At 37.7% G+C, this 17,291-nt stretch carries 16 protein-coding genes; 11 read left to right on the top strand and 5 right to left on the bottom strand.

Features of this window, described 5'->3' with window-relative positions; all coding sequences use genetic code 11:
• Positions 1-8: 8 nt before the first annotated feature.
• Positions 9-1,229, bottom strand: a complete 1,221-nt coding sequence (locus tag G626_RS0103335; RefSeq protein ID WP_022931380.1) for a class I SAM-dependent RNA methyltransferase — start codon at positions 1,227-1,229, stop codon at positions 9-11.
• 55 nt (positions 1,230-1,284) lie between these two features.
• On the opposite strand from G626_RS0103335, the gene G626_RS0103330 reads away from it, so the two are divergent.
• Both G626_RS0103330 and pcnB read left to right on the top strand, forming a co-directional pair.
• Positions 1,285-2,229: an alpha/beta fold hydrolase gene (locus G626_RS0103330; RefSeq protein ID WP_022931379.1), complete on the top strand. Its 945-nt coding sequence runs from the start codon at positions 1,285-1,287 to the stop codon at positions 2,227-2,229.
• Between the two features lie 23 nt (positions 2,230-2,252).
• Positions 2,253-3,395 carry a polynucleotide adenylyltransferase PcnB gene (gene pcnB / locus G626_RS0103325; RefSeq protein WP_022931378.1) on the top strand — a complete coding sequence of 381 codons (1,143 nt, stop codon included), beginning with the start codon at positions 2,253-2,255 and terminating at the stop codon, positions 3,393-3,395.
• A gap of 100 nt (positions 3,396-3,495) precedes the next feature.
• Here pcnB and G626_RS0103320 read toward each other — a convergent pair whose 3' ends face one another.
• Together G626_RS0103320 and G626_RS15270 are read right to left on the bottom strand one after the other, a co-directional pair.
• Positions 3,496-4,386 carry a P-loop nucleotide/nucleoside kinase family protein gene (locus G626_RS0103320; RefSeq protein WP_022931377.1) on the bottom strand — a complete coding sequence of 297 codons (891 nt, stop codon included), beginning with the start codon at positions 4,384-4,386 and terminating at the stop codon, positions 3,496-3,498.
• A 9-nt stretch (positions 4,387-4,395) separates the two neighbouring features.
• Positions 4,396-5,364, bottom strand: a complete 969-nt coding sequence (locus G626_RS15270) for a pseudouridine synthase (RefSeq protein WP_022931376.1) — start codon at positions 5,362-5,364, stop codon at positions 4,396-4,398.
• A 97-nt stretch (positions 5,365-5,461) separates the two neighbouring features.
• Between G626_RS15270 and G626_RS0103310 the strand changes: the two genes are divergently transcribed.
• The 9 genes from G626_RS0103310 (at position 5,462) to G626_RS0103270 (ending at position 14,128) form a co-directional block, all read left to right on the top strand.
• Complete coding sequence (locus G626_RS0103310) at positions 5,462-5,953, top strand: divergent PAP2 family protein (RefSeq protein ID WP_022931375.1); 492 nt, start codon at positions 5,462-5,464, stop codon at positions 5,951-5,953.
• A gap of 12 nt (positions 5,954-5,965) precedes the next feature.
• Positions 5,966-7,351, top strand: a complete 1,386-nt coding sequence (locus tag G626_RS0103305; RefSeq protein WP_022931374.1) for a hypothetical protein — start codon at positions 5,966-5,968, stop codon at positions 7,349-7,351.
• On the top strand, positions 7,348-8,652 hold the full coding sequence (locus tag G626_RS0103300) for a 4Fe-4S dicluster domain-containing protein (RefSeq protein ID WP_022931373.1): 1,305 nt from the start codon (positions 7,348-7,350) through the stop codon (positions 8,650-8,652). The genes G626_RS0103305 and G626_RS0103300 overlap by 4 nt, the downstream gene beginning before the upstream one ends.
• Before the next feature lie 11 nt (positions 8,653-8,663).
• Entirely contained in the window at positions 8,664-9,761 is a 1,098-nt protein-coding gene (locus tag G626_RS17225) for an RnfABCDGE type electron transport complex subunit D (RefSeq protein WP_022931372.1), read from the top strand.
• On the top strand, positions 9,758-10,231 hold the full coding sequence (locus tag G626_RS0103290; RefSeq protein WP_022931371.1) for a hypothetical protein: 474 nt from the start codon (positions 9,758-9,760) through the stop codon (positions 10,229-10,231). The genes G626_RS17225 and G626_RS0103290 overlap by 4 nt, the downstream gene beginning before the upstream one ends.
• 3 nt (positions 10,232-10,234) lie before the next feature.
• On the top strand, positions 10,235-10,852 hold the full coding sequence (locus G626_RS0103285; RefSeq protein WP_022931370.1) for a hypothetical protein: 618 nt from the start codon (positions 10,235-10,237) through the stop codon (positions 10,850-10,852).
• The gene (locus G626_RS0103280) at positions 10,849-11,412 is read left to right on the top strand and encodes a hypothetical protein (RefSeq protein WP_022931369.1); all 564 of its coding nucleotides are present in this window, start codon (positions 10,849-10,851) and stop codon (positions 11,410-11,412) included. The genes G626_RS0103285 and G626_RS0103280 overlap by 4 nt, the downstream gene beginning before the upstream one ends.
• Positions 11,409-12,014 (top strand): 4Fe-4S binding protein, encoded by a 606-nt coding sequence (locus G626_RS17220; protein ID WP_022931368.1) that lies wholly within the window; start codon positions 11,409-11,411, stop codon positions 12,012-12,014. The genes G626_RS0103280 and G626_RS17220 overlap by 4 nt, the downstream gene beginning before the upstream one ends.
• 116 nt (positions 12,015-12,130) lie before the next feature.
• Positions 12,131-14,128 carry an alpha-amylase/4-alpha-glucanotransferase domain-containing protein gene (locus tag G626_RS0103270; RefSeq protein ID WP_022931367.1) on the top strand — a complete coding sequence of 666 codons (1,998 nt, stop codon included), beginning with the start codon at positions 12,131-12,133 and terminating at the stop codon, positions 14,126-14,128.
• Between the two features lie 103 nt (positions 14,129-14,231).
• On the opposite strand, the gene G626_RS15255 is transcribed toward G626_RS0103270, so the two are convergent.
• Complete coding sequence (locus G626_RS15255; RefSeq protein WP_022931366.1) at positions 14,232-15,698, bottom strand: pyridoxal phosphate-dependent decarboxylase family protein; 1,467 nt, start codon at positions 15,696-15,698, stop codon at positions 14,232-14,234.
• 195 nt (positions 15,699-15,893) lie between these two features.
• Positions 15,894-17,243, bottom strand: coding sequence for a diaminobutyrate--2-oxoglutarate transaminase family protein (locus G626_RS0103260; protein ID WP_022931365.1), 1,350 nt, complete (start codon positions 17,241-17,243; stop codon positions 15,894-15,896).
• Positions 17,244-17,291 lie beyond the last annotated feature (48 nt).

Raw genomic sequence — 17,291 nt, 5'->3', positions numbered from 1 at the left:
AAAGCCTCTTAAGAATCAAGTTCAAGCAGACACAGACTTTCAATATGGCTTGTGTTAGGGTAAAAATCCAGAAGATAAGCCTGTTTAAGAGAGTAACCTGCCTCAATCAGGCGGGCACAGTCGCGGGCATGTGTTGCCGGGTCACAGGAAAGCGAAAGAATTAAAGGGATTTTTGATTTACAAAGCCATTCACACACTTCCTTTTCCATGCCGGAACGGGGCGGGTCAATTGTACAGGCATCAAACTGGGGCATACTGGCTGCACAAGTTTTTACAAAATTTGCTCCACTTAAACCGTAGCTCACATGTTTTTTTCCTGCAAGATTCTGCTCTGCAAATACAAGGGCATCGCGATTATGTTCTACCAGAACTACGTTTTCGTACTTTTCTGTCAGAAATGTTGAAATAGAACCGCAGCCTGAATACATATCGAGAATGTTTTTACCGCCCGGCAAAATGTCTGTTATGAGACGGCAGACTTTTTCAAATACAAAAAGATTTGACTGAAAAAAGCCCCTTACATCAAAAGAAAGCTTGTGGTCTCCAAGCTGCACCGACATTGTATTTTCAGGAGAAGCCAGAGTACCTGAAAAATAGCGGTTTTCTTTGACTTTAAGCTTTTTATTTTTCTGACCGCCGCCTGTAATTTTTGTTTTAGGATTACGAATTGGCTCTTCGGCTGCTATCTTAAGATCTTCTGTTGAAAAAGAGCTTCCAAAAAGATGGCTGCGTCCCTTAGGTCTGGAGTCTGAATCTTCTGCAGTATTCTTAAGATATTCATTTACTTTTTTTTCTGCGCAAAGGCATTCTTCAACTTTAATAACTACATTTGATTTTCTCTGAGAAAGTCCGCCGTCATTAAGCTGGAAGCGGCAGCGGTAATTATAATCCGGACCATCAACAATTTGTGTTTTACCTGTAATATCGATTCCGTTCTGGCGAAAAATATCTGTAAGTATACTTTTGCGGATTTCTTTTTGATATGACGGCTCTATATGCATCATATTACAACCGCCGCACTTACCGTAATAATGGCAGGGTGGAATAATGCGGTGAGGGGAGCTTTCTATAATTGATACAGCCTCAGCATTATCATAATCTTTATTTTCTTCTGTTATATTTATTTCGATTTTTTCGCCTGGAATGGTGTAGGGAACGAATACATTCTTTCCATCAATTTTTCCTAAACATTTTCCCCCAAAAACCATTTTATCTGTTATAATAGTCATATAACAGAATATTAACAGAACTATATTATTGTTACAATAAAAAAGGAGAAACATTATGTTGATGAAGAGTTTTACTTTGAAAATGGACGACGGCTATGAGCTTTGCTGTAATCGCTGGCAGCCAGATACAGAAGAAGAAATAAAAGGAGTAATTCAGCTTCATCACGGACTTGCAGAACATTCGCTTCGCTATGACCGCTTTGGTTCTATTCTTGCAGAAAATGGTTTTGTTCTTAATGCTTATGATATGAGAGGACATGGCCGTTCTGCAGAAACTGCAGATAAAAATGGAACAGGTATGTTCGGTAAACTTGCTGACAAAAAGGGCTTTGACCGCGCCGTAGCAGACCTTAAAGCCGTAACTGATAATCTTAAAAAAGATTTCCCTGATAAAAAGACAATTCTTATGGGCCACTCATTTGGTTCTTTTGTAGCCCAGGGCTTTATTGAAGAGCATGGAAATGATATAGATGCCTGTATTCTCTGTGGAACAGCAGGTCCACGTCCGGCTCTTATTGCTTTTGGAAAACTTGCTGCTCATGTAATAACTTTCTTTACCGGCAAAAATAAATGTCTTAAGATTATGGATCAGCTTTCCTTTGGATCTTATAATGCAAAAGTAGAAAATCCAAAAACTCCATTTGACTGGCTTTCTAAAAATGAACTCAATGTTGAAATGTATAAGATGGATAACTGGTGCGGCTTCCCGCTCACAAATTCCTTCTTCTGCAGCATGACAGAAGGTCTTTCAAAGATTCATAAAACAAAAAACATCAATAAGATTCCAAACAATCTTCCTGTATTCTTTATCTGGGGTAGTGATGACCCGGTTGGAAGCTACGGCGAAACAATCAAAAAGCTTATAGATATCTATAAAGCCAAAGGCATGGAAAAAATCGACCAGAAAGAATATCCGGGAGACCGCCACGAAATCCTCAACGAAGACAACAAAGAAGAAGTAGAGAAGGATATTATTAATTGGATATTGACTATTAATTAAAAATATCAATAATATCAGTAATCGTGTTAATTAGATATGGTACCGATGGTCAAGGACGCCCTGTAAAAAAGGCAGTCGTTTACACGCAAACGGAACATCTGATATCAAATAAAAACATAGATCCTGATGCGCTTCAGATTATCAACAGACTTAGAGACGCAGGTTTTACTGCTTATATTGTTGGCGGAGCTGTAAGAGATTTAATAGTTGGAAACAAACCAAAAGACTTTGATATTGTCACCGATGCCACACCATCTAAGATAAAAAGAATATTCAGAAATTCTCGCATAATAGGCCGCCGTTTCAGGCTGGTCCATGTTGTATTTGGTACCAAAATTTTTGAAGTTTCTACTTTCCGTTCAAATGCAGAAGGCTCTGTAGGCAACGACTTTGGTACAATCGAAGAAGATGTTCAGCGCCGCGACTTTACAATGAATGCCCTTTATTACGATCCTCTACAACAGCAGGTAATTGATTATGTAGGCGGCATGAGGGATATCAAAAAGCATATACTGAGACCTGTAATTGCCTTAGATAAAATCTTTGTTGAAGACCCTGTTCGAATGCTCCGCGCCATCAAGTATTCAGCAACTACACATGCAAAAATGCCGCATTCACTAAGACATAAAATCCGGAGCTCTGCAAGCCTGCTTTCTCAGGTTTCACCATCCCGCCTTACAGAAGAGCTTTTGAAAATCATTAACAATGTTTATGCCTACGAAATTGTTCAGGAAGCTTTGGATACAGATCTTTTTATATATCTTCAGCCTTCTGCAACAGGTTTGATTTATGAAAGCCGTGACTTTGAAAGTAAATACATGGAAAGTGTAAAAAAACTTGGTCAATTAAATACAATTGAACCGGATGCAAGACTTGGTAAAAAGCTTCTGTTACTTATTAAAGATTTTGTCGGCACCCTTACAGACTGGGAAAAAGAAACTGCAGGTAAATATTCATATACTGAACTCTATGGAAAAACCTGGACAGAATGCCGCAATTTCGTTTTACCAATGAACCCGGTTAGAAAAGAGCTGGAATTTGCAGTAAAAGCAGCCTTGAATGAATGTGGAGTAAAGGCTCATCAGCCTAAGAAAGCTCCTGTAAAACAGGCGCCTAAACAGACTTCTAAAAAGAATGGATCGCCACGCTCTTCGGGCTCGCGATGACGTTTTAGCTTCGGGCTCGCGATGACGTTATAGTTTGCAGGCTCGCGATGACGAAACATAACACGTCATTGCGAGGAGCGCAAGCGACGTGGCAATCTATTTATTTCATACTGGCTGGTTTCGAGATTTTATCAATAACAATACTTACTTCTTCAATTAGAATACCTGTAAAGGACTCAATTTTGTCTATGATATACTGCTGAAGCTTGTGAACCTTGCCGGTAAGTTGAGTACCAAAGGGAACATCTATAGTTACAATAAGTCTGTAACCACGATTATCGGTTTTTATAGAAATCTTTTTTATTTTTACATCAGGATCGCATTCGCTTACGCAGTGCATAACCATCTGGGTTAGGGCAGCTTCTGAAATTTCAATACGGCCTTTTTTAGAAAATTCAGGCTGAACAATTGATTTTTCAATCATCTTACCGGTAAGGTTTTTACCTGCCTTTTTGAAAAGCTTGTTTTTATTGAAAAAGTCATGCATGGAGGTAGAGAAAATCTGAGAATAATTCTTTTTTACCTCGATTGAAGGAACAGGTATTACATGCTTTCCTTCTACCTGACGTGATTTAATAGCCTTTTCTATATCTTCTTTTGAGGCAATTTCTTCGATGTGAATAATTTTCTGAGGCTGTGGAAGCTGAAGACGCATGGCAATTTTACTTACCATTTTTTCAGAAGTTCCAAGGAGAAGAATCTTTTTGATATGAGTTTTGCGGAGTACGCGGGCAACAGAATCACGGTGTTCTTTATCATCAAAAAGGGCAGCACGAACGGCACCCATATAAGTTTTTTCGCGTTTTGCAGAACGGCCTGCTACAATTTTTTCATCCTGAATTAAAAGACCATCGTCAATAATGGCATGAATCCCATATTCTTCTGCAAGAAGCTTTGAACGGAAAGATTTTCCGGTTCCACTTTCGCCAACAAGTGCATAAACCTGAACACGCTGAAACATATTTAAAATATCAGAAAAATTCTTGCCCATATAAAACTATTATAACTCAGGATTTTTAATTTCACAACATTCTAATAAGTGTATAAAGTCATCCGGGAGAGGGCATTTTATTATTTGAGGAAGTTCAAGAGGATTATCAGCTGGAAAAGTAAGGCTGCAGGCATGCAGATAGTATTCTCTTTTAAGTTCCTGGCACTGCTTTCCGCCATAAGACCTGTCTCCTGCCAGAGAATGGCCGTGAAGGCTGCTTTGGGCGCGAATCTGATGTTTTCTTCCGGTTTTTATTGAATATTCTACCAGAGTAATATCCCTGCCATTAAGTTTTCCATGGGCGAGGGGTCTTGCAGTGGTTATGGCCAGACTGCCTTTTTCGCTTTTCGAAACGGTATAAAAGCCCCCGTCTCTTTCTTCTGAATCTGCAAGCTTATCTTCCCAGTTTTCTGTGTCCGTAAGATTTCCTTCTGCAATACCTGTGTATTTTTTTCTGATTGTATGATTTTTTATACAATCAGAAAACCATTGAGCGCCTTCAAGACTCTTAGAAAAAGCCAGAAGGCCGGTAGTATTTCTATCCAGTCGGTGCAGAGGTCCCGGCTTAAAGGAAAGTGATTTTTCATCAGTCTTTTCATTTTTTGCCTGGAGATAGGCTGAAACTTCTTTTTCAAGACTAATCTGATTTTCATTCTGACAGCCGTGAACTGAATATCCATAAGGTTTATCAATTATTAAAAGGTGCTGGTTTTCGAATATGATATTAAGTTTGATTTTTGATTCAGGGATTTTTTTTTCTGACTTTTCTGAATCAAATAAAAAGGCCGCAATTGAAATAAGGTCTCCTTCTGCTACATGAGAATCTGCTTTTGTTTTTTTCTGATTTACTTTTATGAGCCCCTTGCGGATAAGTTTATAAATTTCATTCAGGCTTTTTTCTTTAAGAAAAATCCGGAGAACTCTGTCTAATCTTCTGCCATCATCATCTTTGCCTGCTGTAAAATCCCTGAATTCCATACTTTTTAAGTATATCTATTTTTTTAAAATCTACTAGTAAATTTAGCCTTTCAATGATAAAATATATTAATATTTATTTGATTATATCTGGAAAATTATGGCAGAATCATATTCAATTACGCAGCAATTTATACTGTTTTTACATAATCCAATTTTGCTTTCCTGCGTATTCAGCTGGATTGGTGCACAATTCATAAAAGCAGCCATAAAACTTATCTACGGACGAATCCATTCTTTAGGCGAACTTATTGAAGTTATGTTCTGGCGTACAGGCGGTATGCCTTCCAGCCATTCTGCACTTGTTACTTCTTTGTGTGTAACAATCGGAATACGCCATGGCCTTCATTCAGATCTCTTTATTTTTGCATTATGCTTTTTTCTGGTTGTTATCAGAGATGCTTTTGGTGTTCGCCGTTCAAGCGGAATGCAGGCTAAAAAACTAAATGAAATCGGAAATGAACTAAAGGGTAAAGAAATCATTAATAATTATAAATCATTAAAAGAAGTTGATGGACATACACCTATGGAAGTTTTATGCGGCTGTCTCTTAGGATTTTTAGTAGGTCTTTCATTTTCATTATTAAAGTAATAGTAGTTTATTATGAATAAGTATGTAAAAATCAGCTCACCTTTTATTTTTCTTCTTTCACTTATACTTATTCTGGTTTTTAAAACAGTTCCTTCCGGAAAATTATGGAAAAACTATACTGTTATTTGTGTCCCTGTAAATACTGATGATTCTACCGTCGTAAAGGCAATAAATGATTGTGGAATAAAAAATGCCGTATTCCAGTCGGGCCAATATCTGCCGATTCCACTTGCAGAAAATTCAGTTGAGCTTTCAATGCTTAAACTGAATTATAATAATCCGGAATATTCATATTTTAATAAACGCAATGCAATGTTTTTTGATAAAGCAAATGCATACCGCTTGTATTACATACCTTCAAAATATAACTCAGAAAGCAGCGCTTTAATAAGACAGCTTAAGGGGCAGGGAATTGACTGCATAAAAGATTCTTCTGCAGAATACCCCTGGCTCTTACCACTAATCGGAATATTGCTTTCTGCCATGCTTTTTATTTTTTCAAAAAACAAAATTCCATTTTTATGCGGTTCCCTTATACCGCTTTTGTATCTTTACGGAAATCCTTTTTATCCTGTTGCAACTGCTACCTGCCTCACAATGTTATGCATCTTTTTTATTTCAAACTTATGGCGCAGAAAAAACATGATAATAACACTCTTAAGCAGATACTCAATTCCGGCCATGCTTGGTGTTGCCTTTATTGCAGCTTTTTCAAGTTCACTTTCTTCTGGCTTTTTATTTCTTATTGCCTTCATAGGAACAGGCTCTGCTCTTACAGCCTGTTATTTTGTAGAAGATTATTTCAGAAATAAAAAAGCCTTTGTACCGGTTTATATCAGGTCTTCAAAAAGAGTTTCTCTATTTGCAGGTAAAGTATTTGCATCAATGAATATTGTTACCGGAGCAGCCCTTTTATTTATTGTCCTGATTTTTGTTACCTCAACTGATACAATAAAAACACCTTCTGGAAAAATTCTCTTTCCGGCAAAGTCTCATATTAATGACAGCAATCTACCGCAGTTTGAAGATTTTTACAGATTATACTGGAATGTAAAAACATATCCTTACAAATCACTGAATGAAAATGAAGGGCAGAAAGATATAGTTCAGTATTCCAGTTTTATAGAAAATGCAGAAAATGGAATAATTACAGAGCAGATTAACACACTTAAATATGATTCATCATTTAAAAAAGATGTATATGATGGTATTGATAATCTTCAATTCGATTCTGTAGAAAAAGTAATGAAATCCGAAGGCGAAGACTTTTGCGGAGGTTATACTGCAACATCTTCTTATCAGATAAATATATTTGGTATAATTATGTGCTTTATTTGTCTTTTTATATTACTTTTTATCTATTTTTCCATTATTATAAGAAAAGGTATACGTAAATGAAATCAAATAATCCTGTAGTTTCATCGATTATAAAAAATTACAATACTTCGCAAAAAGCATTTCTTCCAAAAATAGTAAATATTCCTTTGTCTCAGGAAAGCGAGTCTTGTTATAAAGCAATTGTAAAGCCTGGGGATATGGTAAAAGAAGGTGATGTAATTGCTCAGTCTGAGTTTTCAAAAGGCTGGACATCTTCTCTCCATTCATCAGTGCCTGGTAAAATACTTTCGATTGATCCTTGTGTTTCTCCGAACGGCCACCAGGAATTTGCCGTAAAAATTAAATTTGGCGGTGCACTTTCATACTTAGGAAAAATTCCACATGAAAAGACACCTGATTCATATACTCAGAAAGAAATTGCAACAACCCTGATTAAAAACGGCGTTATAAATACCTTTAAAACTGCCATACCTGAAAATCTTGGAATTCAGATTGAACAGATAAACGCCATTCAGGAAAGACATAATCTGGTAGTAAGACTTTTTGATGAAGACCCTTACCGCATAACAGATTCATTAATGTATAAATTTTATTTTGCAGAAATAGTGAAGGGTGCCAGATTCATAGCAAAGGCAATTAATGCAAAAGGAATCATTTTTGCAATAGATACAAAATCTCATGAAAAAAATTATTTTGATAATCCGGATTATAAAGATATCTATGCTCTTGAAATGAAAATTCAAAGATATCCATGCGGAACTCCAAGAGAAATTGTTTCTGCCTTTGTAAGAGGACCTCTTAATAAAATCTGTAATTTTACACTTACAAAAAGAGATCTCTTTACAGACTCTTCGACAATCTACGAAGCTTACAAAGCACTTGCTCTTTCAACACCTTGTGTAGACCGTATGGTTCATTTTTCCGGCAATTGTCTTAACGCTTCCTGCCTGCTGGATGTAAAACTTGGAACAAGCATAAGAGACATTGTTCCCCAGATAGGCGGCTTTACAAAAGAACCTGCTCACATAATTATAAACGGAATGCTCTGCGGCTATTCCGTTAAGAGCTTAGACATTCCAATTACAAAATACGTTAAATCTGTTGAATTCCTTTCAAAAAAGAAAAATACAGACGAACAGATTTACACATGTATTAACTGCGGAAACTGCCGTTTTGCATGCCCTGTAAAACTTTCTCCAGACATACTTTATAACCATACAGTAAACTTTAAATTACTTAAGGACACCTACGCCGCATCAGCTTTAGCCTGTATCGAGTGCGGACTTTGTAACACAGTTTGTCCGGCACGTTTGCCTCTCTGCCAGACAATTAAAGTTCTTAAGAATAAGATTACAGAATAACTGAGGATTTTATGAAAAATAAAATAAAGGAAAATAAACTTAAAAATTCAAAAATCTCTGTAAAACCCTATGTATATAGCATACCTTCAATATCTTCTGTATCTATAAGACTTCTTATTCTTATGAGCATACAGGTATTAATGCTGCTTTTTACAAAAAGCTATAATGCTTTTTTTGTAGTTATAACTTCTCTTGCTGCTTCAATTTTTGCTTCTGTTATTAACTATTATGTAAGCAAAGAACCTTTTTATAATATAATGAACATTGCATTACAGGGAATTGTTATAGGACTGCTGCTTCCGGAAACATATCCTCTCCCTATGGTTTTTGTAATTTCATTTGCGACAATTCTTGTTTCCAGAGTGATTGTTTTTAAGGGAATAAACAGCTGGATCAACATTCCGGCTATTTCAGTAATTATAGCCTGGTATATTGGAAATATTTTCTTTCCACATTTTGCATTAACTTCAGAATTGCTTACAGTAAGAAATACATCTGTATATCTTATTCAAAGCGGATATTTTCCGATTTACTCTTTTGACACTCCAATAACAGCCTTTTTGAATAAATATGTTTTCAGCATAACAAACGTAACAATTCCAGAAGGATTTGTTTCATTATTCTGGGACAGCCATTCCTTGATTCCTGCTTTCAGATTTAATCTTATAACACTTATTTCATCCATAATTTTATTTTCAGACAATTCATTTTCATTAATTATTCCTTCATGCTTTATTGCAGTTTACGCAGTACTAGTAAGACTATTTGTTCCATATCTTTTTGGAGGAACAATAAACCAGGGAGATATGCTTCTTGCATTACTCACAAGCGGAATACTTTTCAGCGCCTTTTTCCTACTGCAATGGTACGGAACAATTCCTGTGAGCGTATCCGGAAAAGTAATTCTTGGAATAATCAGCGGAATAATTGCCTTTGTAATTGTTGGCTGTGGAACTTCTCCTGTTGGAATGGCATATACAATCATTCTTTCCAACATTATCTGTATGATAATCCGTATATTCGAAGAAAAGAAAAATGATCTTTCTACGGGAAAAGTAATTATGAAGTATTCTGAAAAAATTGCCGCCGAAACAGGAGATAAAAAATGAAACAGCAGATTTCCTATAAAAACTTTTTTATCAATTATGCAATTTTCATTCTGATTACATCCTTTGTTTTTTGTATATTAGTTTACATTGTAAAAGTTTCTCAAAAGTCCTGGGACTCGAATCTTAAGGCTGTTATTGAAAATACTCTTTCAGAAACAGTACCCGATACCTGGGAAATAGGGAACAAGGTAAGAATTAATAATCCTCTCAGTTCAAGTGCAGCTGCTTATGATGCCAGAAATAAAAAGAATGGCGAAAACTATAAGATTGCAATAATCAGATTACAGACTTTTTACGGACCTCAAGCCGGAATTTATATTATTGATAAAGAATCTAAAGTGACTTTCCACGGATATGCTTCTTTACACGGAAGGTGTGCCGACCAGCTTACAAACTCTGTTACCGGAAGACGTGTTGAGTACTGGAAGCTTCGTCTCGAAGAAATCTTTAAACAGGAAAGAGGTAATTAATAAATGAAACAGAAAAAATCCTTTATGTATATTGCGTCTTTTCTGGCGCTCACGATTGCCCCTACAGGCCGATTCGTTTTTGGTCTTACTCTTATTATTGAACTTGTCTTACTTGAAATACTTGGAATTCTCATCAATTCCCTTGTTACAAAACTTAAGTTCGAACAGATAAGAACATATTTTGTAATGTTCTTCATGATTGCAATCACTGTTTTGTACAGACAGATTCTTGTTTTAACATATACCGAAGTTGCCTTAATTCTTGGTTTCTATCTGTATTTTCCACCAGTTTCAGTTTTCCTTACACATACACTTTTTACAGGAAACGAAGAAACTCTGGAAGTAAGACTAAAGAACAATCTTTTACAGACACTGGTATTTTCAGTAATAATTCTTTTATTCTATCTTTTCAGAGATATTGCAGGTTATGGAACCTTTACCTTCTTTGGTAAAAATCACAGGATTTTTGAAAAGGTATTATTCAATCCGAATAAGGTTGGTATTTTTACCTTCTTTGCAACAATACCTGGAGCTCTTGTTCTTACTGGTTTAATAATTTATTTATTTCTTTTCTTAAAAAATAAATTCAGAATTATTTCAAGTAAAGGAGGGGCAAAATGATTTATTATTATACTTTCCTTTATTACACCTTAGTTTCTTCTGTAGTACTCATTTATGGAATTGGATTAAATAAAGTAGCTGAAATTGGAATTGTTAAATTCAAGGAAACAATCTTTTATGTAAAATGTGCAATTTCAATCGTTTCTTCAGCAGTAATTTCCTGGCTCATAACTTATTATCTCTTAGTGCCGCTGAAAATCACAGAGCTCTTTCCGCTGGTCTGCTTTATCGTATATGCAGCAATAAGCACTTTCCTTGGAGGAATTGTCCATCTCACAACCGGACGTTCAACAACCGAGTTTGCAATTTCATATCTGGTAATTCTTCTTTCAATTGCAGAAAGCTCTTCTTTGCTTTTTACACTTTTCATAAGCCTGTGCAGTCTCTTATCCATGCTGATAATCATACCTTTCAGTCTCACATTCCGCAGAAGAGTATGTTCTAACGGCCGTCTTTTAGACGAGAAATATTACAGTCTTTATTTCTTATTCCTTTCTGTATTGATTCTTTTACTTTCTGTATGGGATATTGTCTGGCTTAATCCGGAGGTAATAAAGTGATTCTCAAAACAATACTGCTTATTCTTTTTTTACTTTTACTGACTCTTCTTTCATTTTTTACTTTGTATATCCTTATTCCTTCAATTACAAAAGGAGACTCAAAAAAGGATGACCCGCTTATTCCTATGTCTCTTTCTCCTGTAATTTTGCCTGAAGAAAAAAAATATGTTCCGTCAGATAAAAAGGCCTTTGTCTTCTGTTCCTGCCATAAAGAATGCAAACTCAATCGTTCTTTATTCAATGAAAAATACACATGTACAATGGCCAAAACAGTTTTTGGTTCCGCACTGGACTGTAAGATTGCCTGCTTTGGTCTTGGAGACTGTGTAAAAATCTGTCCGCAGGAAGCAATCAGAATTGAAAACATGACAGCTGTAATTACAGACAACTGCTGTGGCTGCGGAAAATGCGTTTCAATCTGTCCACAGAATATTATTGATTTAATTCCTGCAGACACAAAAAGAACTGTGATTTGTGCAAATAATTCAGATGAAAGAACTTCCTGTACAAAGTTAAAATCTGAAGAAAATATTAGCTGGAATGCTAAAAAAGACTTTAAAATATGGGAATATTGTTATAGAATGTTAAAACGTTTTAAGTGATGCAGGGAACTTTTTTTTCATCGCTAAACGTAATACCTTTGGGGAAGGGTATTATAAAAAAATCTATTTAATAAGGAGAGATAATCGGCTTTTGGTGGGATGCCGTATAAAGAATAATGGGTTCAATATACGTCAGCTTTATCGTAAAGTCAGTTTCTGTTAATTCAGAAAACAGCGAGCTTTTTGAAAAAAGTTACCAGTCTGTTTATAAGCCGATTCTTAAATTCCTTTATTCACATCCGTCTTTTCCACTTTCTTTTAAATTTACCGGTCCTCAATTACAATTTTATAAAAAAAGAAAAAATGAAATTATAACTCTTGTCCGTGAACTTACAGACCGTAAGCAGATTGAAGTTCTAGGCGGCGCTTATCATGATGCTCTGCTTCCTCTTTTGAATTCCATTGACCGAAACGGCCAGATAGACGAACTGACCTCAGAACTTAGACAGACCTTTGGTAAACGCCCTCGTGGTATGACACTTTTTCAGGACTGCTGGGATTCTTCTTTAGTAAATAATATTCATAACTGTGGAATTGAATACCTTGTTCTTTCAAGCGCCCTTATTCAGGAGGGCAAAAAAAACTTCCTTCCGATTTTCATGTCTGATCTTGGAAAAAGTATAGATATTTTTGCCGCTTATGATGAGTTTATACCTGATTCTCAGATGCTTGCAGAAGAGTTCATCTGGAATATAGAAAAGGCAGTTCTTAAGGCAGAAAAAAAGGATTCATATTTACAGCTCGATGCAGACCGCATTGTAGTTATTAATCTTGAAGCAGAAACCGCTCTGAATCTTACAAATACAAAATGGTTTGAACAGCTTGATAAATATATACAGTCTACACCAGATTGTAAGATTAAACTAACAACTCCTAACGACTTCAGGACTCACAATGTAAAAACAAAACTCCAGTCCTATATTCCTGTTGGAATAAGCACAGAGATTTCTAATGTAATTCAAAATGATAAGGGAGAAAAAAACAGATTACCTTATTCAATTTACGATTTTCTTTATACCTATAGTGCAGCACAAAAATTATATAACCGCATTCTTTATGTCGGACTTCTGGTAAATCAATATAAAACAGATAAAATGCGAAAGAAGGCTGCACGTGAAAAACTCTGGTTTGCTCAAAATGGTGCAAATATTCTTTGTACTGCAAAAGATGCTGTAGAAAATACAATAAACCGCCAGCAGGCCTATAAGTACCTTAACGAAGCAGAAAAGATGCTGCGTGCAGAAGGTAATTTTGTTGAATCAGTTACCAGCTTTGATTACGATAATGATGGTATTTCGGAATATGTCTGCCGCATGGAACAGTATTTTGCCTATATTTCTTTAAACGGTGGAGCTGTTCGTGAACTTGATGTTATGAAGAACCTCTGTAACTATGCAGATAATCTTAAACGCCGTGCTGTTTTTGATGGTTTTGATGATGATTACGAAAGAGGCATTTTCATTGATCATCTTTTTACAAGTGAACAGTTTAGAAACTATTCTGGTGGAGAACCTGCAGGTGACGGAGTATTCTCCCGCATTCAGTACAGCGAATTAAAGTATTCTCAGTCTCACAGAGAAATACAGCTTTGTGCAAGAGCAGTATGGAAGCCTACAGGACAGACTGTTTACCTGCGCAAAAAATATGTAATTAATTCTACCGGAATGTATGTTCAGTACATCATCAAAAACGAAAGCGAGAAAACTCTTGGGGCAAAATTTGCAGTAGAAGCAAACCTTGTTAATATCTTCTTCAGAAACGATGACAAAACCGGCTTTAATATTGAAGCTGTTGATAATGGTGAGATTTTTGTTATTAATCCTAAAAAGTCAACTAAAGATATTAATGCAGGAAATAAACTGAAAAACATTCAGCTTGTCAGAATGTCTGATAAGGCAAACGGTATTTCCTTTGTTTTTGAACCAAATGAAAAATGCGGTTACTGCATGAATCCTATAGTATTTAACCGCCAGAATATGCAGTGCGAAGAGGCAAAGCCGGTAAGCATGACTTATGAGTCTACCTTATACTGGGACATCAATATTGGGCCGGGTATGGAGACTGAAAAGAGTATTAATTTTACGATTATTCCTGTGAAGAAAATTAAACAATAACTGTCTTCTTCTGGCTTAATATTACTGTCATCCTCCGGCTTGACCGGAGGATCTAGAAAATACAGTCCTATCTAGATTGTCCGGTCAAGCCGGACAATGACATTTAATTCGAAGCAGACAATGACAAAATCAGAGATTTTAATTCATCGAGTTTTCTATGAGTGATACGAGGATTTAAGAGAGTGAATTTTAAACATACTCTACCATCACTTACTGTCTGGCCAATAATGGTTCCATATTTGTGAATGAGGGTGCGGCGAACCTTTTTATTGATTTCGTCGAGTTCTTCTCCAGATCGAGTGTCATTCTTTCCGCAATATCTGAATACAACAGAAGAGATTTCCGGCTCAGTTACTACTGCAAAGTCCGGGTCGGCCTTAAGCTGGTTGTAAAAATACCGTGCATTTTCCATGCTGGTCTCTATCAGCTTGCTCCAGCCGTCGCGGCCACGCACCTGAAAACTGGTCCATACTTTAAGGGCATCAAAACGGCGGGTTGTTTGAAGTGATTTATCAACTAGGTTAGTGTAGCCGTCTTCTTCGTCTTCCTCGCGGTTGAGATAGTCTGCGTGGATTGTGAGAGCATCAAAGGTTGAGCCGTCTTTTAAGAGAACTGCGGAGCAGGAAATTGGCATAAGGAACATTTTGTGGAAGTCTACAGTGATTGAGTCGCAGAGTTTAAGGGCTGCAACGCGGTCACGGTATTTTTCGCTCATAATAACACCAGAGCCGTAAGCGGCATCTGCGTGGAGCCACATATTGTGTTCGCGTGCAAGGGCAGCTAAATCTTTCAGCGGATCAATACTGCCAAAATCAGTTGTACCAACAGTTCCAACAATAAGGAATGGAATGTTTCCGGCTTTTATGTCTGCATCAATGAGAGAGCGGAGGGCAGTTATGTCCATGCGTTTGCGGTTGTCTACCGGAACCTTTACAACAGACTGATATCCAAGGCCAAGTATGTGGGCTGATTTTTCCATAGAGAAATGTGAAATTTCACTTGTGTACATTCTGAGCTTAGAACATTTCTCATTGAGTCCAAATTTTTTAACATCATATTTTAAGATTTCGTTACAAAACCAGTCGCGTGCAAGTATGATTGCAGTCTGATTAGACTGGCTGCCTCCGCTTGTGAAAACTCCGTCTGCTTGGGCCGGGTCGTAACCGTAGAGCTTGCAGAGATGGCGGATAGTTTCAACTTCAATTTCTGTGGCTACAGGAGACTGGTCCCAGCTGTCCATAGACTGATTAAAAGTAGAAATAATCAGCTCGGAAGAAATTGTTTCTAAAAGGGATGGCCCATGAAGGTGAGGCATATACTCTGTTGAAGGAGTTCGGAGAAGATTTGGAAGAACCTTTTCTTTTGTGAGTGCAAAAACCTTATCCCAGCCAAGACCGTGCTCGGGCAGAATTGAGTCCTGAGCTACAATTTTTTTGAGTTCGTCCGGGGTCGGACCGGAGTAGGCAGACTCGTTTACAAAGGCGTCGGCAATTGCAGAGGCTGTTTGCTTTATGAGTTTTTTGTAGGTCTTTTTATTTGATTTCTCGCAGGTTAGAAAGAGGTCTTGCATGTTAGTTTCCTATTTATGGTGGTTTCGATACGGCCTGCGGCCTACTCAACCACCGTTTATGCCGGGATCTTTTTTACCCGGTGGTTGAGTAGCCGCGAAGTGTCGTATCGAAACCACCGTTTATGCCAGGGTCTTTTTATCCGGTGGTTGAGTAGCCACGAAGTGGCGTATCGAAACCACTGGGTAGACGTTTAATTATCTGTATTTTTTATCAATCTCAAGTACACACTTCTCAAAGATCTTCCATGCTTTACCAAGATCTTCGTCTGTAATGTTGAGGGCGCAGAGACAGCGCATAACTGCACCGTTGCGGCCACCTTTTTCAACAATCAGTCCGTTTTCAAAGCAGAGCTTTTGAACAGCGCCGGCAATTTCACCGCTGGCAGGCAGAGAGCCGATACAGTCCGGAGTTCCCTTCGGATCTACAAACTCGGTACCAACCATAAGGCCTTTGCCGCGAACATCACCGATAATGCTTACGCGCTTCTGAAGGTCGCGGAGGTTAGCACGAATCAGGTCTCCCTTACGAACTACATCAGCAAGGAAATCAGGCTGAGAAACACGTTTCAAAGTAATTGTTCCGGCCTTCATAGCAAGCTGGTTTCCGCGGAAGGTACCAGCGTGTGCACCTGCAGTCCACTTATCAAGTTCTTTTTTATAAACTACAACTGCCATTGGCTGTGAGCCGCCGATTGCTTTAGAAAGCAAAAGTACATCCGGCACAATATCAGCATATTCAAAAGCAAAGAGCTTACCGCTGCGGCCCATACCGCACTGAATCTCATCTACAATAAGAGGAATGTCCAGTTCTTTAGTTACACGGCGAACAGTCTGCAAAAACTCTACAGGGGCAGGAATAACTCCGCCTTCGCCCTGAATTGGCTCTAAGATTACGCAGGCCGGCTTTGTAATTCCGCTTTCAGGGTCTTTAAGTGTACGCTCAAAAAAGTTGCAGGCAGCCTTTACTCCTTCTTCTCCGCCAAGTCCAAAAGGATCGCGGTAAGCATAAGGGTAAGGGAAGCTGTGAACATCCGGCATAAGGCCGTTTACAGTTGACTTTGCATGAAGATTTCCCATGCAGGCAAGAGGGCCTTGTCCCATTCCGTGGTAACCGCCGGCAAAGGAGATTACGGCAGAACGGCCGGTTGCAGTTTTACAGAGCTTGATTGCGGCGTCTGTTGCATCCGTTCCAGATGGTGAGCAGAATTGAATTTTCGCATTATTTCCTAATTCAGAAGGAAGATGGCGAAGTATCGTTTCAACGAATTCATCTTTTACAGGGGTGGTTAAATCAAGGGTGTGAAGGGGAGCATCAGATGTGATGAGCTCTACCATCGCCTTGTTTACTTCGTCATCATTGTGGCCGAGTGCTAAAGTTCCCGCACCACACAAAAAATCCAGATATTTGTTTCCTTCTACGTCCTCAACCCATGAGCCTTTGGCTTTAGCAATTGCGAATGGAAATTTTCGCGGGTAGCTACGGGCATTAGATTCTGTGGAATCCTGTCTGGTAATGTAATACTGATTTGTGCCTTTTTCCGACATAAACGTTCTCCACTACGAAACAGCGAATTCGCTGTGTGATAAATATAA

Source organism: Treponema bryantii NK4A124, from assembly GCF_000421345.1.
Classification (GTDB): domain Bacteria; phylum Spirochaetota; class Spirochaetia; order Treponematales; family Treponemataceae; genus Treponema_D; species Treponema_D bryantii_B.
The sequence above is the reverse complement of the archived record's forward strand: the minus strand, read 5'-3'. Positions and strand labels throughout refer to the sequence as shown.